This window comes from Edaphosphingomonas laterariae, assembly GCF_900188165.1.
GTDB classification, from domain to species: domain Bacteria; phylum Pseudomonadota; class Alphaproteobacteria; order Sphingomonadales; family Sphingomonadaceae; genus Sphingomonas_E; species Sphingomonas_E laterariae.
On the sequence record NZ_FZOS01000013.1, the window covers coordinates 36,782 to 58,054 of the forward strand.

General features: G+C 66.9%; 20 protein-coding genes. 7 read left to right on the plus strand and 13 right to left on the minus strand.

Annotated elements, in window-relative coordinates; genetic code table 11:
* Positions 1–195: 195 nt before the first annotated feature.
* Positions 196–867, plus strand: coding sequence for a DUF4893 domain-containing protein (locus tag CHB74_RS12625; protein WP_089219980.1), 672 nt, complete (start codon positions 196–198; stop codon positions 865–867).
* A gap of 25 nt (positions 868–892) precedes the next feature.
* On the opposite strand, the gene CHB74_RS12630 is transcribed toward CHB74_RS12625, so the two are convergent.
* Positions 893–1,987, minus strand: a complete 1,095-nt coding sequence (locus CHB74_RS12630; protein ID WP_089219981.1) for an ABC transporter substrate-binding protein — start codon at positions 1,985–1,987, stop codon at positions 893–895.
* A gap of 86 nt (positions 1,988–2,073) precedes the next feature.
* Here CHB74_RS12630 and CHB74_RS12635 point away from each other — a divergent pair, with 86 nt between their 5' ends.
* Positions 2,074–3,369 carry an NAD(P)/FAD-dependent oxidoreductase gene (locus tag CHB74_RS12635; protein ID WP_089220037.1) on the plus strand — a complete coding sequence of 432 codons (1,296 nt, stop codon included), beginning with the start codon at positions 2,074–2,076 and terminating at the stop codon, positions 3,367–3,369.
* A 12-nt stretch (positions 3,370–3,381) separates the two neighbouring features.
* Here CHB74_RS12635 and aptA read toward each other — a convergent pair whose 3' ends face one another.
* Genes aptA through CHB74_RS12680 form a run of 9 tightly spaced genes read right to left on the minus strand, consistent with a single transcriptional unit; the run spans position 3,382 to position 13,959 of the window.
* Positions 3,382–4,695 carry an omega-aminotransferase AptA gene (aptA, locus tag CHB74_RS12640; RefSeq protein ID WP_089219982.1) on the minus strand — a complete coding sequence of 438 codons (1,314 nt, stop codon included), beginning with the start codon at positions 4,693–4,695 and terminating at the stop codon, positions 3,382–3,384.
* 2 nt (positions 4,696–4,697) lie between these two features.
* Positions 4,698–6,047, minus strand: coding sequence for a glutamine synthetase family protein (locus CHB74_RS12645; protein ID WP_089219983.1), 1,350 nt, complete (start codon positions 6,045–6,047; stop codon positions 4,698–4,700).
* Positions 6,048–6,056: 9 nt separating this feature from the next.
* The gene (locus CHB74_RS12650; RefSeq protein WP_089219984.1) at positions 6,057–7,466 is read right to left on the minus strand and encodes an aminotransferase; all 1,410 of its coding nucleotides are present in this window, start codon (positions 7,464–7,466) and stop codon (positions 6,057–6,059) included.
* Between the two features lie 3 nt (positions 7,467–7,469).
* Positions 7,470–8,234 carry a gamma-glutamyl-gamma-aminobutyrate hydrolase family protein gene (locus CHB74_RS12655; RefSeq protein ID WP_089219985.1) on the minus strand — a complete coding sequence of 255 codons (765 nt, stop codon included), beginning with the start codon at positions 8,232–8,234 and terminating at the stop codon, positions 7,470–7,472.
* Positions 8,231–9,355, minus strand: coding sequence for an ABC transporter ATP-binding protein (locus tag CHB74_RS12660; RefSeq protein WP_089219986.1), 1,125 nt, complete (start codon positions 9,353–9,355; stop codon positions 8,231–8,233). The genes CHB74_RS12655 and CHB74_RS12660 overlap by 4 nt, the downstream gene beginning before the upstream one ends.
* Positions 9,355–10,194 (minus strand): ABC transporter permease, encoded by an 840-nt coding sequence (locus tag CHB74_RS12665; RefSeq protein ID WP_089219987.1) that lies wholly within the window; start codon positions 10,192–10,194, stop codon positions 9,355–9,357. The genes CHB74_RS12660 and CHB74_RS12665 overlap by 1 nt, the downstream gene beginning before the upstream one ends.
* Positions 10,191–11,066, minus strand: a complete 876-nt coding sequence (locus tag CHB74_RS12670) for an ABC transporter permease (RefSeq protein ID WP_179220831.1) — start codon at positions 11,064–11,066, stop codon at positions 10,191–10,193. Before CHB74_RS12670 ends, CHB74_RS12665 begins: the two co-directional genes overlap by 4 nt.
* 17 nt (positions 11,067–11,083) lie before the next feature.
* Complete coding sequence (locus CHB74_RS12675; protein ID WP_089219989.1) at positions 11,084–12,457, minus strand: glutamine synthetase family protein; 1,374 nt, start codon at positions 12,455–12,457, stop codon at positions 11,084–11,086.
* Positions 12,454–13,959, minus strand: coding sequence for an aldehyde dehydrogenase (locus CHB74_RS12680; RefSeq protein WP_089220038.1), 1,506 nt, complete (start codon positions 13,957–13,959; stop codon positions 12,454–12,456). Before CHB74_RS12680 ends, CHB74_RS12675 begins: the two co-directional genes overlap by 4 nt.
* A 212-nt stretch (positions 13,960–14,171) precedes the next feature.
* Between CHB74_RS12680 and CHB74_RS12685 the strand changes: the two genes are divergently transcribed.
* The 5 genes from CHB74_RS12685 (at position 14,172) to CHB74_RS12705 (ending at position 19,573) form a co-directional block, all read left to right on the plus strand.
* Positions 14,172–15,257: a type III polyketide synthase gene (locus CHB74_RS12685; protein WP_425442276.1), complete on the plus strand. Its 1,086-nt coding sequence runs from the start codon at positions 14,172–14,174 to the stop codon at positions 15,255–15,257.
* Between the two features lie 7 nt (positions 15,258–15,264).
* Positions 15,265–15,957, plus strand: coding sequence for a methyltransferase domain-containing protein (locus CHB74_RS12690; RefSeq protein ID WP_089219991.1), 693 nt, complete (start codon positions 15,265–15,267; stop codon positions 15,955–15,957).
* On the plus strand, positions 15,936–17,009 hold the full coding sequence (locus CHB74_RS12695) for an NAD(P)/FAD-dependent oxidoreductase (protein WP_089219992.1): 1,074 nt from the start codon (positions 15,936–15,938) through the stop codon (positions 17,007–17,009). Before CHB74_RS12690 ends, CHB74_RS12695 begins: the two co-directional genes overlap by 22 nt.
* A gap of 32 nt (positions 17,010–17,041) precedes the next feature.
* Complete coding sequence (msrB, locus tag CHB74_RS12700) at positions 17,042–17,440, plus strand: peptide-methionine (R)-S-oxide reductase MsrB (RefSeq protein WP_089219993.1); 399 nt, start codon at positions 17,042–17,044, stop codon at positions 17,438–17,440.
* Positions 17,441–17,506: 66 nt separating this feature from the next.
* Positions 17,507–19,573, plus strand: coding sequence for a transglycosylase domain-containing protein (locus CHB74_RS12705; protein ID WP_245842882.1), 2,067 nt, complete (start codon positions 17,507–17,509; stop codon positions 19,571–19,573).
* Here the strand turns inward: CHB74_RS12705 and CHB74_RS12710 are convergent.
* The 3 genes from CHB74_RS12710 to CHB74_RS12720 are packed head-to-tail and all read right to left on the minus strand — an operon-like array spanning position 19,549 to position 21,270.
* Entirely contained in the window at positions 19,549–20,265 is a 717-nt protein-coding gene (locus CHB74_RS12710; protein WP_245842883.1) for a M48 family metallopeptidase, read from the minus strand. The two genes, CHB74_RS12705 and CHB74_RS12710, sit on opposite strands and share 25 nt — an antisense overlap.
* Positions 20,246–20,686, minus strand: a complete 441-nt coding sequence (locus CHB74_RS12715) for a YcgN family cysteine cluster protein (RefSeq protein ID WP_089219994.1) — start codon at positions 20,684–20,686, stop codon at positions 20,246–20,248. Before CHB74_RS12715 ends, CHB74_RS12710 begins: the two co-directional genes overlap by 20 nt.
* The gene (locus tag CHB74_RS12720; protein WP_089219995.1) at positions 20,674–21,270 is read right to left on the minus strand and encodes an SCO family protein; all 597 of its coding nucleotides are present in this window, start codon (positions 21,268–21,270) and stop codon (positions 20,674–20,676) included. Before CHB74_RS12720 ends, CHB74_RS12715 begins: the two co-directional genes overlap by 13 nt.
* Between the last annotated feature and the right edge of the window lie 3 nt (positions 21,271–21,273).

Genomic DNA, 21,273 nt, shown 5'->3' on the forward strand with positions numbered 1-21,273 from the left:
ATGGAATCAAGCTATCGCGCCATGCCCCCGCTGTCGCCGGTGGGCCGGGACAGTATGGCCATGAATCGAAAATTGGGCGCATCGGCGAAATTCTTACAAAAATCGGTTAAACCTGCCTTTGCGGCACCGAAATGTTAGCAATTTGTTAACGCTTCGGGCGCAGGGCTTGGCCTGACGGTCCCGACGGAGCGTATTATGACGTCGAAGAACCCGTTATTGTTGTTGTTCCTGCTGGCGATCGGCTGCACCACGACGCCGCCTGCCGAGCCCCCGGCCGCGATCGGCATGGTCGAACCAGCGCCGCCCGTTCCCACCGCATGGCGCGATGTCGCGACGGCCGAGGACGCCGCCGGGATCGAAACCCTGCCCGCCCGCTGGCAGCAGGTGCTGACTGCGGTGAAGGGCTGGCGCCAGCCGGCGGTCAGCGCCGAAGGGGAGCTGCTCGATCCCCACGCCGCGCTGGTTCGCCCGCTGCTGCCGCCCGGCCGCTATCGCTGCCGCACCCTGCGCTTCGAACCCGGTCGCTATGGCGGCTTCCAGTCCTTCCAGCCCTGGTTCTGCTTCGTCGCGGAGGAAGGCGATCTCACCACGCTCACCAAGGCCACCGGCAGCGATCGGCCGGCCGGCCGGCTGTGGCCGGATGACGATCGCCGACTCGTCTTCCTCGGCACCACGGCGCGCGGCACCGACAAGGCGGCGCCGGCTTATGGCGATCGGCGCGCCGCCGATACGGTGGGCGTGCTCGAACGCGTCGCCGATTTCCAGTGGCGGCTGGTGCTGCTGCGGCAGGATGACGGGCTCGACGTGATCGAACTCGTCCCCGATGTGCCGCCGCCCGCCCCCACGCCGCCCAAGCTGGCGAGTTGAGCCGAGCGGTGCCCCGTCCGCCGGATCAGGCCGCGCGGACGCGGGTGATGATCTCCTCGTAACGCCGCGACAGATCCTCGTTCACATATTCGGCATATTCGCTGTTGCCGAGATTGGGCGGGAAGATCACGTCGCTATTCTTGTAGGCGTCGTCCATCAGTGCCTTCGCCGCTGCGTTGGGCGTCGGATATTGGATGGTCTTGCTGATCTCCGCCCCGGCCTTGGCGTCGAGCAGATAGTTGATGAACTCATGCGCCACATCGGGGTTGGGCGCGCCCTTGGGGATCGCCAGGCAATCGGACGAAATCTGGCTGCCCTCCTTGGGGACGACGAAGCCGATATCCTTGTCCTCGCGCATGATCTGGGCGATGTCGCCATTATATTCGATCGCGATGTCGACATCGCCGGCGAGCAGCAGATCCTGGCCATTATCCTCGTGGAACACGGCCACATTGGGCTTCTGCTTGATCAGCATGTCCTCGACCTGCTTCAGCACCGCAGGGTCGCTCGTGTTCATCGGCTTGCCGAGATATTTGATCGCCAGCCGGACGAGATCGCCCGCTTCGGAAACGAGCGCGATGCGGCCCTTGTAACGATCCGAATCGAACACCCATTTCCAGCTGTCCGGCACGCCATCCATCTTGGACTTGCGATAGCCCAGCCCCATCACCAGCCAGGTATAGGGCATGGAATATTTGCGGCCGGGATCGAACTTGGCATCCTGGAATTCGGGCGCGACATTCTTGAAGTTCGGGATCTTGGCATGATCGAGCGGCATCAGCATGTCCGCCGCCACCATGCGCTGGACGAAATCGTTGGTCGGCACGATCACGTCATAGCCCTGGTTGCCGCCGCGCAGCTTGGCAAACAGCTCGTCATTGGTCGCGAACAAGCTCATGTTCACGTCGATGCCGCTCGCCGCCTTGAAATCGGCCAGCGTGGTTTCACCGATATAGGTGTCCCAATTGTAGAAATTGAGCGTCTTGGCCTTGGCTCCGCTCTCGCCGCCCTTGCCGCAACCGGCCAGCGAGGTGAAGCTGAGCCCCACCGCCGCGATGCCAAGCCCTGCAAGAAACCCCCGGCGAGAGGGCGGCGGCACGATCGTCGGCAGGTCGGTCATCAAAGCCCCCTTCTGCTATGTCGCGGGAAAGCTAAGATCACAGATCGCGGCCGTCAATGCCGCGTTGCAACAGCGGGGCCGATTTGATGCAGGGGCTGAACGACGATCCCGACTATCCTCCCTCCTGGTATGCCGCCACGGCGCAATCGGGCCCGCCTGCCCCGCCGCTCGATGGCGATGTGCAATGCGATGTCTGCATCATCGGCGGTGGCTATACCGGGCTCGGCGCCGCGCTCCGGCTGGCGCAGGCCGGCATCGCCGTCCGTCTGATCGATCAGGCGCGGATCGGCTGGGGCGCGTCGGGCCGCAATGGCGGGCAGGCGCATGTCGGCCAGCGCCGCGATCCCGAATGGCTGGAACGCGCGGTCGGGCCGGACGACGCCCGCCATCTCTGGCGGATCGCGATCGATGCGCGCGATCATCTCGATCGCCTGATCGCGGATCATGGCATCGCCTGCGATTTCACCCCCGGGCTGTTCCACGTGGATCACAAGCGCCGCTATTGCGCCCACAGCCGCGCGGCGGTGGAGAGATTGCGGACCCATTATGATTATCCGCATGTCGACTATGTCGATGGCGAACAGCTCGCCGAAATGCTCGGCGCGCGTGGCTATCATGGCGGCATTCTCGATCGGCGCGGCGGCCATCTCCACCCGCTCAACCTCGCACTGGGCATGGCGCGCGCCGCATATGCCGCAGGGGCCCGCCTTCACGAACGCACCCGTGCGACGGGGCTCGCCCGCGCCACCGGCGGCTGGCGGGTCACAACCGATCGCGGCACCATCAGCGCAGCGCGCGTCATCCTCGCCGGCAACGGCTATCTACACGGACTTTCGCGGCCCGTCGAAGCGCGGGTGATGCCGATCAACAATTACATCGCCGTCACCGAACCGCTGGGCGAGGCGCGCGCCCGCTCGCTGATCCGCGATAATGTCGCGGTCTCCGATTCACGCTTCGTCGTCTATTATTTCCGCCTGACTCCCGATCACCGCCTGCTCTTCGGCGGTGGCGAAAATTATCGCTGGCGTTTTCCCGCCGACATTCCCGGCTTCGTCCGCCCGCACATGCTCCGCGTCTTCCCGCAGCTCGCCGATGCGCGGCTGGAATATGGCTGGGGCGGCACCCTCGCCATCACACCCACCCGCATGCCCTTTGTCCGCGATCTCGAACCCGGCCTCACCGCAATCGGCGGCTATTCCGGTCTCGGCGTCGTGCTGGCACCCTATTTCGGCAAGCTGATCGGCGATGCGATCGTCGCCGGCAGCGACGATTTCAACCGTCTCACCCGCCTGCCGGTGCCGCCCTTCCCTGGCGGCCGTTGGCTGCGCTGGCCGACGCTCGTCGCCGCCATGTCGATGTTCGCGCTTCGGGATCGCTTGTAAGGCGTCGTCCGCTCAGCCCACCTGGCCCAGCGCATCCCGAATCCGCCCGACGATCTCGTCGATCTGCGCGGTGGATATGATCAACGGCGGCGACAGCGCGATGATGTCGCCGGTCACGCGGATCAGCAGGCCATCGTCGAAGCAGCGGTGGAACACCGTCTTGCCGCGCGCGCCCGCCGCGTCGGCGCGCGGCGCCAGCTCGATTCCGGCGACCAGCCCGATCGTGCGGATATCCACAACATGCGGCGCATCGCGCAAGCCGTGGATCGCATCGGCCCAATAACCGGCCAGTTCCGCACCGCGCGCGAACAGCCCCTCCTCCGCATAGGTTTCGATCGCCGCCAGCCCGGCGGCGGCGGCCAGCGGATGGCCCGAATAGGTGTAGCCGTGGAACAGTTCGATGCCCGGCGCGGCATTGTCGACGATCGCGCGGTGGACCGAATCGGCCACCGCCACCGCCCCCATCGGCACCGCGCCGTTGGTCAGCCCCTTGGCCATGGTGATCATGTCGGGCGTGACGCCCAAAGCCTGCGCCGCGAATGGCGCGCCCAGCCGGCCGAAGCCGGTGATCACCTCGTCGAAGATCAGCAGGATGCCGTGGCGCCGGGTGATCTCGCGCAGCCGCTGGAGATAGCCCTTGGGCGGCGCCAAAACGCCCGTCGACCCCGCCACCGGTTCGACGATCACCGCCGCGAGCGTTTCGGCTCCGTGGAGATTGACGAGATCCTCCAGCGCATCGGCCAGATGCGCGCCCCATGCGGGTTCGCCCCGGCTGAACGCCTGCTCGGCATGGTTATAGGTGTGCGGCAGATGGTCGACGCCGGGCAGGTTCAGGAAGCTGCGCCGGTTGTTGACGATGCCTCCCACCGAAACACCGCCGAAATTCACGCCATGATAAGCGCGCGCCCGGCCGATCAGCCGCGTCCGGCTGCCCTGCCCCACGCTGCGCTGGTAAGCGAGCGCGATCTTGAGCGCCGAATCCACCGCCTCCGACCCGGAATTGGTGAAGAACACATGATCCAGCCCGTCGGGCGCGATCTCGGCCACCCGGCTCGCCAGTTTGAAGGCCAGCGGATGAGCGAGGTTGAAGGTCGGCGCGAAATCCAGCTCGGCCGCCGCCGCCTGGATCGCTTCCACGATCCGTGGCCGCGTGTGGCCCGCATTCACGCACCACAAGCCCGCCGTGCCGTCGAGGATCTGTCGCCCGTCCGGCGTCCAATAATGCATGTCCCTGGCGCGCGCGAGCAGACGGGGTTCGGCCTTGAAGCCGCGATTGTCGGTAAAGGGCAGCCAGAAAGCCGCGAGATCATTGGGCAGATCCGGCATTGTCACACCTTCAGCAAGAGATGGTCACGCTCCCACGAACTGATCACGCCCTGATAGGCGTTCAGCTCGTCGGCCTTGATGAGCAGGAAGGCGCGGACGAATTTTTCGCCCAGCAGTTCGATCACATCGGCGCATTCGGTGAAGCGATCGAGCCCCTCGTCGAGATTGCGGGGCAGCGTGCGCTGGTAGAGATAGGCATTGCCTTCCACCATCGGCGCGGGCTCGATCCGGTCGCGCACGCCGAGATAGCCGCAGACCAGCGACGCGGCGAGCGCGAGATAGGGATTGGCGTCAGCGCCCGGCGTGCGGTTCTCGATCCGGGTATTGGCGACATCGGTAATCGGCACGCGCAGCCCGCAGCTGCGATTATCATAGCCCCATTGCAGGTTGATCGGTGCGGCATGGCCCGGCCGCATGCGGCGGAAGCTGTTGATATTCGGCGCGAACAACGGCGCACATTCGGGCAGATAGCGTTGCAGCCCGCCGACGAAATGGCGGAAGGTCTGCGACAGCCCGTCCGGTTTTTCGCCGAACAGGTTGCGCCCGGTCAGCTTGTCATTGGCGGAGATATGGAGGTGCATCGCGCTGCCCGGCTGATGCTCCATCGGCTTGGCCATGAAGGTGGCATAGACGCCGTGCTTCAGCGCCACCTGGCGGACGATGCGCTTGAACACCAGCACCTGATCGCACAGGTGGATCGCATCGCCATGGTTGAAGTTGATCTCGAGCTGGGCGGTCCCCGCCTCGTGGATCATCGTGTCGAGATGGAGCGAGGCATCCTCTGCCTGCTCGTAAATATCCTCGATCAGATCCTCATATTCGGTCACCGCTTCGAGCCCGTAAGGCTGGGGTGCGGTCTCCGCCCGGCCCGATCGCCCGGCCGGCGGCTCCAGCGGCAAATCGGGATCGGTGTTGATCTTGGTCAGGTAGAATTCGAGCTCGGGGGCGACCACCACCTCCCAGCCCATCTTGTCATACAGGCCCAGCACCTTCTTCAGCACATGGCGCGGGGCGATTTCGAACGGATCGCCATTCTTGTGATGCGCGTCGGCGAACACGAAGGCGGTCGGCGTCTTGAACCCCGGCGCGACGCACAGCGAGGCCGGATCGGGATGGAGCGACACGTCCGGGTCGCTGAAGCTCTCCGCCTCCGAAGGCTCGTCGGCATATTCACCGGTCACGGTGACGCTGAAGATGCTGCTCGGCATCCGCAGCGAACCATTATGCACCGATTGCAGGAATTTCTGCGCCGGCCACACCTTGCCGCGGATGACGCCATTCATGTCGGGGACGAGACATTCGATCTCGCTGATCCCGTTCGCCGCGATCCACTCGCGGAAGCTGGTACTCATAAAATCACCTCACCCCAACGTCTCCACCTCGACATGATCAGGCGCGTGCATCTTCGCCAGCACGGCCGCGCTTTCGTCCAGCGCGGCACGGATGATCGCGATCATCCGGTCCACCTCGTCATGCGTGATCACGAAAGGCGGGCACATCACGATCGTGTCGCGGATCGCGCGCACCATCAGCCCGCCGGCGATGCAGGCGTCGCGCACCACCGGGCCGGCCGCGCCCTCCTTGCCGGTGAAACGCTGGTTGGTGCCCTTGGCGGACACGATCTCCACCGCGCCCAGCAGCCCGCAGCTGCGCGTCTCGCCCACCAGCGGATGATCGTCGAGGCTCTTCAGCGCCCTGGCGAAATGGGGGCCGATATCGCCGGCGACGCGATCGACCAGCTTTTCGCGCTCGATGATCTCCAGGTTGCGCAGCGCCACCGCCGCGGCCACCGGATGGCCCGAATAGGTGTAGCCATGGACGAAATCGTCATTGCTGGCCCGCAGCGTCTCGACGATCTCGTGGCTGACCCCAGTGGCCGAAATCGGCAGATAGCCGGACGACAACCCCTTCGCCATCGAAACGATGTCGGGCGTATAGCCGAAACGCTGAAATCCGAACCACTTACCCAGCCGGCCAAAGCCGGTGATCACCTCGTCCGACACCAGCAATATGCCATATTTCCGGCAGATCGCTTCCACCCGCGCCCAATAGCCGGGCGGCGGGATGATGACGCCGCCGGCGCCCTGCACGGGTTCGCCGATGAACGCCGCCACCTTGTCCGGCCCCACGCTCAGGATGCGCGCCTCGATCTCGTCGGCGGCGCGCTGGCCGAACGCCTCCGCATCCTCGCCAAAGCCCTCACCGAACTGATAGGGCTGCATCACATGTTCGATCCCCGGGATCGGCAGCCCGCCCTGCGCATGCATGAACGCCATGCCGCCCAGGCTCGCACCGGCCACGGTCGATCCGTGATAGGCATTGCGCCGGCTGATGAACACTTGGCGCTCGGGCTTGCCCTTCAGCGTCCAATAATGGCGGACGAGCCGAAACACGGTGTCGTTCGATTCCGAGCCCGACGAGTTGAAGAACACATGCTGCAATTCGCCGCCCAGCAGCCCCGCGATCTTGGTCGCCAGCTCCACCGCCGGCACCGTCGCGGTGCGGAAGAAGCTGTTATAATAAGGCAGCTCCAGCATCTGTTCATACGCGACCTTGGCCAGTTCCTCGCGGCCATAGCCGACATCGACGCACCACAGCCCCGCCATGCCATCCAATATGGCGTGCCCCTCGCCATCCCAGATCGTCGATCCTTCGGCGCGGGTGATGATCCGGCTGCCACCCAGATCCTGGATCAGCTTGTAATTCGCCTGCGCGGGCAGATGATGGGCAATGTCCTGCTTGCGCAGCGCGGGGATGTCGTAATTACGCACGGGTCACACACCTTCCTTGGCTGGAACGGTCGGAAAACGCTCGCCGCGCAGCACGCGGCCCATGATGCCGAAATAGCCGAGCGACGCCGCATCGCGGTCGGTCTGCCATTCGGGATGCCATTGCACGGCCAGCACCGGGGTTCCGCCGGGCGTGGCGGACACCGCCTCGATCACCCCGTCGGGTGCCGTCGCCTCCACGCTCAGCCCCTGGCCAAGCCGCTTCACCCCCTGGAAGTGAACCGAATTGACGGTCAGCCGCTCGCGCCCCAGCGCCCGCGCCAGCACGCCCTGCGGGGCGAGGGTGACGTCATGGCTGTGCGCGAACATCGGGCCGATCGGCACCCCGTCCGGCGCATGATGGGCCAGCGCCCGGCCGGCATCGCCCAGCCCGCGATCGAGCGTGCCGCCAAAGGCGACGTTGATTTCCTGGAATCCCCGGCAGATGCCGAACACCGGCTTGCCCATGGCGATCATCACGTCGATCAGCGCAAGGCTCATCTCGTCGCGGGCGGGATCGAACGGACCCTTGCCGTCGGCGTCGCCATAGCGTTCGGGGCCGACATTGGACGGGCTTCCGGTCAGCAACAGCCCGTCGATCCGCTCGGCTGCCTCGCGCGGAGTCATCAGATCAGGCCGGGCCGGAATCAGCAGCGCCGCCGCATCGGCATGGCGCATCGCCGATTCCATATAGCGGTCGATCACCACCTGCGCCGCTTCCTCGCCGAACGGCCGGTTGCACGCGGTGATGCCCAGCAGCGGACGGGTCATGACAGCAGCACCGCCGGCGATCGCGGATGCCAGGCCAGCCACACCGGCTGTTCCCAGTCGAAGCCCCGCTCCTCATAGCGCGCGACATTGGATCGCAGCACCTTGATCCGCGCGCCGCTGTCGACCTGCACGTCATACACCGTTTCGCTGCCCAGATAGGCGATGTGGCAGATCCGCCCCGGCACCACATTATGCCCCTCTGGCACGCCCGCCACGCGCGGCGGCAGGCCGCCGTCGGGCCGGTGCAGCATCTCGATCTTCTCAGGCCGGATCGCCGCCCATACCGCGGTCCCGGTCGCACCCGTCACGCCATGATCGACATAGATCGGCACGGGCAATGCGGACGATGTGATCACCGCGCGGTCCGGCTCGTCCACCGTCAGCCGCCCCTCGAACATGTTCACGCTGCCGATGAAATCGGCGACGAAGCGATTGGCGGGATATTCATAAAGGTCGGTCGGGCTCGCCACCTGCTGCAACAGCCCGCGATTCATCACCGCGCAGCGCGTCGCCATGGCCAGCGCCTCGTCCTGATCGTGCGTCACCATGACGAAGGTCACGCCCACCTTGTCCTGAATCTGGGCCAGTTCGGATCGCATCGCCTCGCGCAGCTTGGCGTCGAGCGCCGACAAAGGCTCATCGAGCAGCAGCACGCGCGGCCGCTTCACCAGTGCACGCGCCAGCGCCACGCGCTGCCGTTGCCCGCCGGAAAGCTGGTCCGGCTTGCGATCCTCCATGCCGTCCAGTTTCACCAGCGCCAGCGCGTCGGCCACGCGTTCGGCGCGCTCCGCCTTGGCCACCCCGTCCATGCGCAGGCCATAGGCAACATTGTCCGCAACGCTCATGTGCGGGAACACCGCATAGGATTGGAACACCATGTTCACCGGGCGCTTGTTGGGCGGCACCCCGGCCATATCCTCGCCATCGATCAGGATGCGGCCGTCGCTCGGCACCTCCAGCCCGGCCAGCATCCGCAGCAATGTCGTCTTGCCGCAGCCCGACGGGCCGAGCAGCGCGAAGAATTCGCCCTCCTCGATCTCCAGATTCACGTCGTCCACCGCCGTGAACTGGCCGAAGCGCTTGGTGACGCCCTCGATCCGGATCAGCGTCTTTCCCACCATCAGGCGCCCCCGCTCTTGGCCACTTCACGGCCCTGCAATTTCAATCCGATCGCCGTCAGCAGCACGGTCAGCACGATCAGCACGGTGGACGCGGCATTCACCTCCGGCGTCACCGAGAACCGGACCATCGAATAGACCTTCACCGGGAAGGTCACCGTGTCCGGCCCGGCGGTGAAGAAAGTGATGACGAAATCGTCGAGGCTGAGCGTGAAGGCGAGCAGTGCCCCCGCCACCAGCGCCGGGCGCATATGCGGCACCAGCACGTCCATGAACGACCGCCATTCGCTCGCCCCCAGATCCTTGGCCGCCTCCTCCAGCTCGCGGTTGAACGACGCCAGCCGCGCGCGGACGATTACCGCGACGAAGGGGAAGCAGAAGGACACATGGGCGATGATGATCGCACCCAGGTTGAGCGGCCAGGGCAACCCCGCCGGCCAGGGCATCACGCGCGAGAAGAAGACCAGCATCGCCACACCCATGCAGATTTCGGGCACCACGATGGGCAACGCCAGCGTGCCTTCGAACCCGGCCTTGAACGGGAAGCGGAACCGCCAGCAGGCCACCGCGACCAGCGCGCCGAGGACGACGCTGATCGCCGTCGAAAGCGCCGCGATGGTCAGCGAATTGGTGAACGCTTCCAGCAGGCCGGCGTTGCGGAACGCCTTAAAATACCAGTCGAAGGTAAAACCGGTCCAGATGATGTTGCGCTTCGATTCGTTGAAGCTGAACGCCATCAGGGTGATCAGCGGCGCATAAAGGAAGATCGCCACCAGCGCGATCCACAGCCGGAGCGGCCAGCGGCGCAGATAATCGAGCGGTCCGATCGCTTCGCGGCTCATCGCATCATCCTCCGCCGCCGGCCCGCCAGCACCGCCTGCCCCGCGATCGCGATGAAGGTCAGATACATCAGGATGAACGAAAGCGCCGCGCCGAACGGCCAGTCATTGGCGCGCTTGAACTGGCGTTCGATCACATTGGCGATCATCTGGCTGTCCGGCCCGCCCAGCAGATCCGGGGTCAGATAGCTGCCCAAAGCCGGGATGAAGGTGATCAGCAGCCCCGAAAGGATGCCCGGCAGCGCCAGCGGCACCACGATCTCGCGGATCGTGCGCAGATGCCCCGCGCCCAGGTCCAGGCTCGCTTCCAGCAATGATCGGTCCAGCCGGTCGAGCGCGGCATAAAGCGGCAGCACCAGGAAGGGCAGGTTGACGTAGACCAGCCCCAGCACCACCGCGAAATTATTGTGGAGCAGCGGCAAGGGCTCGAACGCGATGCCCAGATGCTCGGCCAGCCAGCCCAGCCCCGAATTGACATAACCTTCACGCCGCAGCACCGCCATCAGCGCATAGGTGCGGATCAAAAGGTTGGTCCAGAAAGGCAGCATGATCAGCAGCAGCAGCCACGCCTTGGCCTTGTCGGGCGCGAAGGTGATCGCCAGCGCCACCGGAAAGCCGACGATCAGGCACAGCAACGTGGTCAGCGCCGCCATCCACAGCGATTTCAGGAAGATATCGAGATAGACCGGATCGCCGGCGCGGACATAGTGGCGAAAGGTGCCGCTGATCTCGATCGTCGTCGGCCCGACATTCTCACCAAAGCTATAGGCCCAGACGATCGCCAGCGGCACGACGAAGAACAGGAACAACCAGAAGGCCGGGGGCGAGAAGATGATGGCGAAGGGCCCCTTGGCGCGTTTCCAATCCTCTTCCATCGCCATGCCCCCCAGCTTCAGGCGTTGTTGAGATACCAGTCATAATCGAGCGGCGTGACCTGTTCGTAGAAGCGCGCCTGCTCGGTGCGCTTGACGATGCCGTACATGTCGACCGTCCGGTCACCGAAATAGTCGCGCAGCACGCGCGACTGATCGAACAGCCGCACCGCATCGAACCAGTTGGTCGGCAGGCTCGCGCCCGCCGCGCTGGCGGCCGCATAGCCATCGCCTGTCACCGGCGCGCCGGGGTCGATCCGGTGGGCGATGCCATGATGCACCGCCGCCAGCAGCGCCGCGACCGCCAGATAGGGATTGGCGTCGGCCCCGGCCACGCGATGTTCGATATGGCGGGTGTGGGCCAACCCCGCCGGGACACGCAGCGCCACGGTGCGGTTGTTCACCCCCCAGGTCGGCGCGGTCGGCGCGTAGCTGTTGGCCTTGAACCGGCGATAGCTGTTGGCGTTGGGGGCGAAGATCGCCATGGATTCCGCCAGCAAGGCGCCCATCCCGCCGATCGCGTGGCGCAGCATCGGCGAGCCGTGGACATCCTCATCGGCGAACAGGTTGTTGCCCGCCGCGTCGTTCACGCTGACATGCAGGTGCAGCCCGCTGCCGGCGCGGTCGGCCCAGGGCTTGGCCATGAAGGTCACGTCGCAGCCATGCGTCCGCGCCACGCCCTTGGCCGCGCGCTTATAGGCGACGGCGTCGTCGGCGGCACGCAACGCATCCGCCTTGTGCTTCAGGGTCAGCTCGAGCTGGCCCGGCGCGCATTCGGAAATCACGCCTTCCAGCGGAATCCCCTGCGCATCGGCGGCCGCCCACAGATCGCGCAGGAAGGGCGATGCCTCCTCCACCTGCGGCAGGCCATAAACCTCGGTCGCGGTCGCCATGCCGCGCGGCAGGCGGACCGAGCCATCGCGGCCGCGCCGGCCGTCGACCAGATAGAATTCCAGCTCGCACGCCACCACCGGGGTCATCCCGTCGGCGGTGAAGCGGTCAATCACGCGTTGCAGGATGGCGCGCGGATCGAGTTCGCACACCGTGCCGTCCAGTTCGTGGAGCGAACACATCAGCTGGCCGACATCCTCGCCCAGCCAAGGCGCGGGAACGATCCCGCCCGGCACCGGCCGGGCGCGGCGATCGGCATCGCCATCCTCCCACACCATGCCGGTATCCTCGCAATCGCGGCCGGTGATATCCACCACCTGGATCGAACCCGGCAGGAAGCGGCCATAATCATACACCGCTTCCAGCTCGTGCCGCCGCAGCCGCTTGCCGCGCGGCACGCCCGACAGGCCGGTGTAGAAGAGATCGAACAGGGTGATGTGGGGATGGGCGTCCAGAAACGCCTTCAGTTCGCCCGGATCGGCGACGAAGCCCGCGCGGCTCATGCCCCGCCTCCCCGAATGGTGAAGCTGACCGCCTTCAGATCGGCATATTTCTCCATCGCGTGCAGGCTGCGATCGCGACCGAAGCCCGATTGCTTGAACCCGCCAAAGGGCATGGTGATATCGTCGGCATCCCAGCCATTCACCCACACCTGCCCGGCATGGAGCGCGCGGGTCGCCCGCATCCCGCGATCGAGATCGGCGGTCCACACGCCGGCGGCCAGCCCATAAACGGTGTCGTTGGCGATGCGATAGGCCTCGGCCTCGTCGGCAAAACCGATCACGCCCAGCACCGGACCAAACACCTCCTCGCGCGCCAGCGTCGCATCCTGCGTCACCCGGTCGAAGATCGTCGGCGCGACATAAAAGCCGCCGGTCTCGTCCCGCACGCGACCGCCGCCCAGCCTGAGATCGGCGCCCTCGGCCCGCGCCGTGCCGATATAGCGCAACGCGGTTTCCATCTGCCTTTCGCTGACCATCGCGCCGAACCGCGTGGCCGGGTCCAGCGGATCGCCCGCTTCGATACGCGACGCCACCTTCACGACCTCGGCCACGAACGCCTCGCGGATCGATTCATGCACCAGCAGGCGCGATGCCGCCGTGCACACCTGGCCCTGGTTGTAAAATACGCTCCACGCCGCCGATCGCGCCGCCGCCGCCATGTCGGGGCAATCGGGAAAGACGATCTGGGGTGATTTGCCGCCCAGTTCCAGGCTCACCCGCTTCAGGTTGCTCTGCCCGGAATATTGCATCAGCAGCCGGCCGACGACGCCCGATCCGGTGAAGGCGATCATGTCGACGTCCATGTGCAGCGCCAGCGCCTTGCCCGCCGTCTCGCCCAACCCGGGCACGACGTTGAACACGCCGGCCGGCACGCCCGCCTCCAGCGCCAGCTCGGCGACGCGGATTGCCGTCATCGGCGATTGCTCGGCCGGCTTCAGCACCACCGAATTGCCCATGGCGAGCGCGGGGCCAACCTTCCACATCGCCATGTGCAGCGGGAAATTCCACGGCACGATCGCGCCGATCACGCCCAACGGTTCATGCACGGCATAGGACAGCCGGCCGGGATGGTGCGGGCCGACCTCGCCATACAGCTTGTCCAGCGCCTCGGCATAATAACGCACCGAATCGCAGGCGAGCGGCACGTCCACCGCCGCCGCGTCGCGGATCGGCTTGCCGGTGTCGATCGCCTCGAGCAGCGCCAGCTCCTCGGCATGGGCCGCCATCAGATCGGCCAGCCGATGCAGGATCTTCTTCTTCGCCTTCGCGGTCAGATTGCGCCAGCGCCCATCGTCGAACGCGCGCCGCGCGGCGGCAACGGCGATGTCCACGTCCGCCGCATCGCCCGCCGCGACATCGGCCAGCAGGCTGCCGTCACGGGGCGAGATATTGGCAAAGGTGCCGCCAGCGCGCGCGGGCCGCAGTTCGCCGTCGATCACCGCCAGCGATGGCAGCGTCAGCGCCGCGATCTTCGCCAGATTCTCCGCCAGTCCCTGCGTCACGATCCCTGCAACCTCCAACTGTGATCACACTATATGCAGCCCCATCGGCCGAGGGAAGCCGCCAAATTGCGCCTGCCCGGCCCGCATTCGCCGGCTCCGCCAGATCGGGCGGGCCGGCAACCGGCGTCCACATGATTGCGTTATGCCACAGGGCGACGGATAGTGTCGCCCGCGCCATGCATTTCGGATGGCGGACCATAGGGATACCGCCCTTGGATCGACCCCGCGCCCACATTGCCGCAATCGGCACTGCCGTCCCCGACCATGATATCCACGCCGCCTTCATCGCCTGGGCCGAAGCGCAGCTGGGCGAGCGCGAACGGCCGCTCTTCGCGCGGATGGCGCAGCGTTCGGGCATCGCCCATCGCTGGTCAGTGCTGCCGCGCGCGGCCGATGGCGGATCGCCGGTCGAACCCGGCGGTTTCTATGCCGGCACCATGCCGACGACGGCTGCGCGCATGGCGCTCTACGCCGATGCCGCCCCTGCCTTGGCGCTTCGCGCCATCGCCGATCTCGGCGAACGGGTCGCGCTTGCCGGCATCACCCATCTCGTCGTCGCCAGCTGCACCGGCTTCGTCGCGCCCGGGATCGACCAGATCATCGCCGCCCGCCTCGGCCTTGGCGGCCATGTCGAACGCACCCTCGTCGGCTTCATGGGCTGCTACGCCGCCGTCTCCGCGCTGCGCGTCGCGCACCATATCGCGCGGTCCGATCGCGCCGCACGCGTGCTCGTCGTCACCGTCGAGCTGTCGAGCCTCCATCTGCGCCCCGTCACCCAGCTCGAACCGCTGCTCGCCATGCTCCAGTTCGGCGATGGCGCCGCCGCCGCGCTCGTCACCGCCGAACCCTCCGGCCTCCCGCTCACCCGCTTCTTCGCCGCCACACTGCCCGGATCGGACGATCTGATCCGCTGGACGATCGGCGATCACGGCTTCGTCATGCACCTGTCGGGCGAGGTGCCGGGCCGGATCGGCCAGGCGCTCATCGATCCCGCCGTCCGCGCGGCGATCACCGGCGGGCGCGACGCAACCGCCATCGCGCGCTGGGCCGTCCATGCCGGCGGCCGCTCGATCCTCGATGCGGTGGAACATGGGCTCGGCCTCGACACCGATGCGCTCCAGCCCTCGCGCGCCATCCTCCAGCGCTTCGGCAACATGTCATCCGCCACCCTGATGTTCGTCCTTGCCGACATGCTGGCCGAAGGCCGGGTTGGCGACGGGGCGGCCGGCGAAGGCGTGGCGCTTGCCTTTGGCCCCGGCCTCGCCGCCGAAGGCTTCGGCTTCGGCCACCCGGCCTGATCGCAGCATGGCCATGCTCGCCCAGCGCGCCCGGCAGGACGAACGGATGGACGATCCGGCCTTGCCGCCGGCCGATTATGCCGCCGTCCTTTCCGATCTCGCCCGCGTCAACACCGTCACCCTCGCCGCCCGGCCAACGCTCGCTTTCCTAGCCCGCGCGGTCGGCCGGCAGCCACGCTTCCGCCTGCTCGACGTGGGTTTCGGCCAGGGCGATATGCTCCGCCGCGTCGCCCGCTGGGCGGACAACCGCGGCATCGCCGCCGAACTCGTCGGCGTGGATCTCAACCCCAACAGCGCGCCCGCCGCCAGCGCTGCCACGCCGGCCGGCATGGCGATCGATTATCGCACCGGCGATTATGCCGATCTGTCAAGCGAACCCTGGGATATCATCGTCTCCAGCCTCGTCGCCCATCACATGACCGACGATCAGCTGCTCGCCTTCCTCCGCTTCATGGAAACGCATGCCCGCATCGGATGGATGGTCAACGATCTCCACCGTCATCGCTTCGCCCATGCCGGCTTCCCGATCCTCGCCGCATTGATGCGCTGGCACCCGATCGTCGCTGCCGATGGCACCCTGTCGATCGCACGCGCCTTCCGTCCGCCCGAATGGCACGCGCTGCTCAGTCAAGCGGACGCCGCTTCGGCCCGTGTCGTCCGTCGCTTCCCGTTCCGGCTATGCGTCGAACGGATACGCTGATCATCGGCGCCGGCCCGGCGGGATGCGCCGCCGCGATCACGCTCGCATGTGCGGGGCAGCGCCCCCTCCTCCTCGAACGCCACGCCACCGCCCAGCAGATCGTCTGCGGCGGCTTTCTCAGCCAGGATTCGCTCGCTTTGCTGGGCGGTCTGGGTATCGATCCCGTCGCGCTCGGCGCCCGGCCGATCACCCGGCTGCGCCTCATCGCCGGCCGCCGCGTCGCCGAAGCCCCCCTGCCCTTCGCCGCCGCCGGGCTATCGCGCGCGACATTGGATGCCGCGCTACGCCATCGCGCAGTCGCCACCGGCGCGGTCCTTGAATCGGGGCGGCCGGTTCGCGCGATCGAAGGTGGCGTCGCCCGGTTCGATGGCGATGGCATTGCGGCCGACGCGATCATCCTCGCCACCGGCAAGCACGATCTGCGCGGTGCCCCCCGCCCGCGCGCGCCCGATTCTGCCGTCGGCCTGCGCACCCGCCTCACCCCCACGCCCGCACTGACCCGCGCGCTGGCCGGCATGATCGAACTGCATCTCTTCCGCCATGGCTATGCCGGCCTGCTGATTCAGGAAGACGGCCAGGCCAATCTCTGCCTGTCGGTCGCCCGCTCACGCCTGGCGGCAGCCGGTGGCACCCCGGCCGCCCTGCTCGCCGCCCTCGCCCGCGAATCTCCGATCTTCGCCGATCGGCTCGGCCAAGCGAGCGCGCAGGCCGATTGGCAGGCGATCGCCGGCTTGCCCTATGGGTGGCGCGACCGGGCCGCCAACCAGACGCTCTACCGCATTGGCGATCAGGCCGCGGTCATCGCCTCGCTGGCCGGCGACGGTATCGCCATCGCGCTCGCCTCGGGCCGCGCGGCCGCCACCGCCCGCCTCACCGGAACGTCGCCTGCCGCTTATGCCGCCGCCTTCGCGGCCCGCGCCCACCGCCCGCTGCTGATCGCCGGCGCCGGACGGCGCATGGCCGAAGGCGGGAGCGCGCCGCTGCTGGTGGCGGCCGCCCGAATCCCCGGCCTTGTCGGAATCGCCGCCCGGCTCACCCGTATCGGCCATTGACCGCCGCGCCGCCGCCACCCACATTTCGGCCCATGGACCGACTCGATCTTTCCGAACAGGAATGGCGCAAGCGCCTCACGCCCCAGCAATATCATGTGCTGCGCGAAGCCGGCACGGAACGCGCGTTCAGCGGCGTCCTCACCGATAACAAGGCCCCCGGCGTCTATCGCTGCGCCGGCTGCGGTGCCGCGCTGTTCGACAGCAACACCAAGTTCGATTCGGGCAGCGGCTGGCCCAGCTTCACCCACCCCTTCTCGCCCGACGCGGTGACCGAACATGCCGATACCAGCCACGGCATGCGCCGGGTGGAGGTGCGTTGCGCGAAATGCGACGGGCATCTCGGCCATGTCTTCCCCGACGGGCCGGGGCCGGACGGGATGCGCTTCTGCATCAACAGCGTCTCGCTCGACTTCAAGGGCCGCGGCGACTGAAGCCTGCCGCTCGCCGCGTCGCGGCTTGTGATGCGGCGGCATAGGCTCTAAGCGCACGCTCTGAAGATGGCATCCAAGAAGCGTCCCAAGCCGCAGCGCAGCTCCCTGTGGGGCACGACCGTGAAGGTGGCCAAATATGGCCTGTTCGCGGGCCTTGCTGCATTCGTCGCGCTCGTCGTCGCCGTGCTGATCGCGCGGTCGACCCTGCCGGGCTATCATGAACTGCAAAGCTCGCCCAACGGCCAGATGGTGCGCGTCCACGCCGCCGACGGCACGGTGATCGTGTCGCTGGGGCCGAGCTACGGCCAGTGGATTCCGTTCGATCGCATTCCGCAGGAAATGAAGAATGCGATGGTCGCGACCGAGGACCGGCGCTTCCGCTATCATCCCGGCGTCGATCCGATCGCGCTGGTCCGTTCGGTCATGGTCCGGGTTGAACGCGGCCGCTGGGTGCAGGGCGGATCGACGATCACCCAGCAGCTCGCCCGCAACATCTTCCTGACCAACACCCGCACCTTCGGCCGCAAGTTCCGCGAATGGATTCTCGCGCTGGCGATGGAGCGGAAATTCTCGAAGGACGAGATCCTCGAGCTTTATCTGAACCGCGTCTATTTCGGCGGTGGCGCCTATGGCATCGATGCCGCCAGCCGCAAATTCTTCGGCCATCCCGGGACCGAATTGTCGCTGGGCGAAGCCGCGATCATCGCCGGACTGGTCAAGGCGCCGTCCAATTATTCGCCCACCGCCGATGCCGAAGCCGCCGTCGGCCGCGCCTCGGTCGTCCTCGGCCTGATGCGCGAACAGGGGATGATCACCCCGGCGGAGATGGAAGCCGGCAACCCGCTCAACGTCACGCTCGCGCCCGAGCCCAAGCAGAACAGCGTCCGCTATTTCACCGATTGGGCGCTGGCCCAGCTCGACACCATGATCGAGGAAACGACGCAGCCGATCGACGTGTGGACGACGCTCGATCTCAACATGCAGCGCGCCGCCGATGCCGCGATCCGCGCCAACACGCCCGAAGGGCTGCAAGGCGCGCTCGTCTCGCTCGATCAGGATGGCGCGGTGCGCGCGATGGTCGGCGGCAAGGATTATGTGTCGTCGATCTACAACCGCGCCACGCAGGCCGTGCGCCAGCCCGGATCGGCGTTCAAGCTGTTCGTCTATCTCGCCGCGCTCGAAAACGGCCACACGCCGGCCGACATCGTCGTCGACGAACCGATCAACATCAATGGCTGGAGCCCGCGCAATTCGAGCCGCCGTTATTCGGGCGAAATCGATATCCGCACCGCCTTCGCCTTCTCGATCAACACGGTCGCGGCGAAGCTGGGCCAGGAAGTCGGCTATTCCACCGTCGCCGACATGGCGCGCCGCTTCGGCATCACCACGCCGATCAACACCCACCCGTCGATGGTGCTCGGCACCTCCGACGTCCGCCTGATCGATATGACGCGCGCCTTCGCCGCGGTCAGCCGCAAGGGCGTCGCGGTCGTGCCTTATGGCATCGTCAAGGTGACGACGGGCAAGGGCGAGATGCTCTACGAACATCAGCCCGACGATCAGCGCGTGCTGGTCGCGCCTTATGTGGCCGCGCAGATGACCGATCTGCTGCAGACCGCGGTCAACACCGGCACGGCGCGCGCCGCGCAGATCGACCGCCCCGTCGCCGGCAAGACCGGCACCACATCGTCGAACAAGGATGGCTGGTTCCTCGGCTTTTCGAGCGGCCTCACCACCGGCGTATGGATGGGCCGCGATGATGCCAAGGCGGTCGGCGGGCTGCAGGGCGGCCGCGCGCCGGCCACCGCCTTCCGCGATTTCATGAAGGTCGCGGTCGCCAAGCGCCCGATCGAGAAGTTCGAGACCGAAGTCACCCTGCCCGAATGGCAGCTCGAGCCCGACGCCGAAGCCTATTATGGCGAACCGACCGAAGGCTTTGTCGACGAAAATGGCGCCGCCGTAACCCCGTATCCGGGGATCGAGCCGGAGCCGCTGCCCGAAGCCGAACCGGCCCCCGCCCCGGCCGAGCCGCAGGAACGGCTGGACGATCGCTGGCTTGATGATGCGCTGGGCCGCACCGAACGGCCCCAGCCGCAACGCAACCCGCCTCAGCCTTCGCGGCCCAACCAGTAAAGCGCGGCGCCGTTCGCGCGCAGCCAGGCGCGCTCGGTGGCGGGATCGCGACCCAGCAGCTTGCACACCGCCGCGTGGAAGGCCGGGCTGTGGTCCATGTGCAGGCGATGCGCCACTTCATGCGCGACGGTCGCCTCGCGCACGGCGACCGGCGCCAGCACCAGGCGCCAGCTATAGCGGATATCGCCGGCGGACGAGCAGCTGCCCCAGCGCGATCGCGGATCGCCGATCGCCACCCGCGCGATGCTGACGCCCGCCTTCGCCGCCATCGCCCGCGTTTCCGCATCGAGCCGGACCAGCGCCTCGCTGCGCATCCAGCGGATCAGCCGCGCCGCCATCGTCTCGCGCGGGCCGCCAAGGATGAAGCGGTCCTCCTCCAGCCGCACCGCGCGCGGCCGGCCTTCCTGCCAGTCGATCTGGCGGAGATGGCCTTCGAACGGCACGGCGCCGCCCGGTTCGATCGGCACCGTCGCCGGCAACCGCGCAAGCGCCGCCTCGATCCAGCCGCGTTTCGATTCCACCCAGGCGAGCGCGTGGCCCAGCGCGGCGCGCTTGGGCATTGTCAGCCGCACGGTGCCGTCGCGCGGGTCCACCGCCAGCCGCAATGCACGCGCCTGTGCCATCCGCTTGATCGTCAGCGGCCGGATCCGCCCGCCACCGGCAAAAACCGGCTCAGAGGATCCGGTCGACAATATGATTCTCGAATTCGCCGGCCTCGCTTTCCGAAACCGTCCAGCCGCGCACCGATTCCCCGGCGCGATGCACCGCCTCGCGATCCCCGCACACCAGATAATGCCATTCGGGCAGCGGCTGGCCTTCATCGACCAGGCGATAGGCGCAGGTCGACGGCAGCCAGTCGATCTGGCGGAGCTTGGCGGGCGTCAGCCGCACGCATTCGGGCACATAGGCCCGCCGATGCTTGTAATCGCGGCACTGGCCGGTGCGGCGATCGAGCAGGCGGCAGGCGATGTTGGTCGGATACAGCTCGCCCGTATCGTCGTCCTCAAGCTTGTGGACGCAGCATTTGCCGCAACCGTCGCACAGCGATTCCCACTGTTCGCGGCTCATCTTGTCGAGCGGGATCGTCTCCCAGAAGGGCTTCACTTCACCCATTTCGCCAGTTCCGCCGCGATGTCATCGGGCGTGCCATCCTGCGGGATCAGCGCGATCGGATCGCCCGTCGGGCCGTAGAGCGTGGCCTGCCGCGCATGATCGACCAGATAGGCATCCGCGGTGCCGCCTTCGGCCTTGCGATAATAGATAGCATATTCCTTGGCGACGGCGGCAATCTCCGCCTCGCTGCCGGTCAGCCCGATCAGCCGGGGGTGGAAGGCCGACACATATTGCTTCAGCACATCCGGCGTATCGCGCTTGGGATCGATGGTGATGAAGATCGGCTGGATCTTCGCCGCCTTGGCCGCGTCCTGCTTCTCCAGCTTCTGCAACCCCTGCATCAGCTTCTGCAGATCGACCGGGCAGACATCGGGGCAATAGCTGTAACCAAAATAGATCAGCCGGTACTGGCCGGCGAACTGCGTGTCGCTCACCTTAGCGCCGGTCTGGCTGGTCAGGGTGAACGGCCCGCCCATCTTGGCGCCGGCCAGCGGCGCTTCGCCGGGCGCGGCCTGGCAGGCGGCGAACAGCAAGGGGGCGAGGATGGCGGCGATGCGGGCTTTGTTCATGGCAAGGCCAGCCATGCT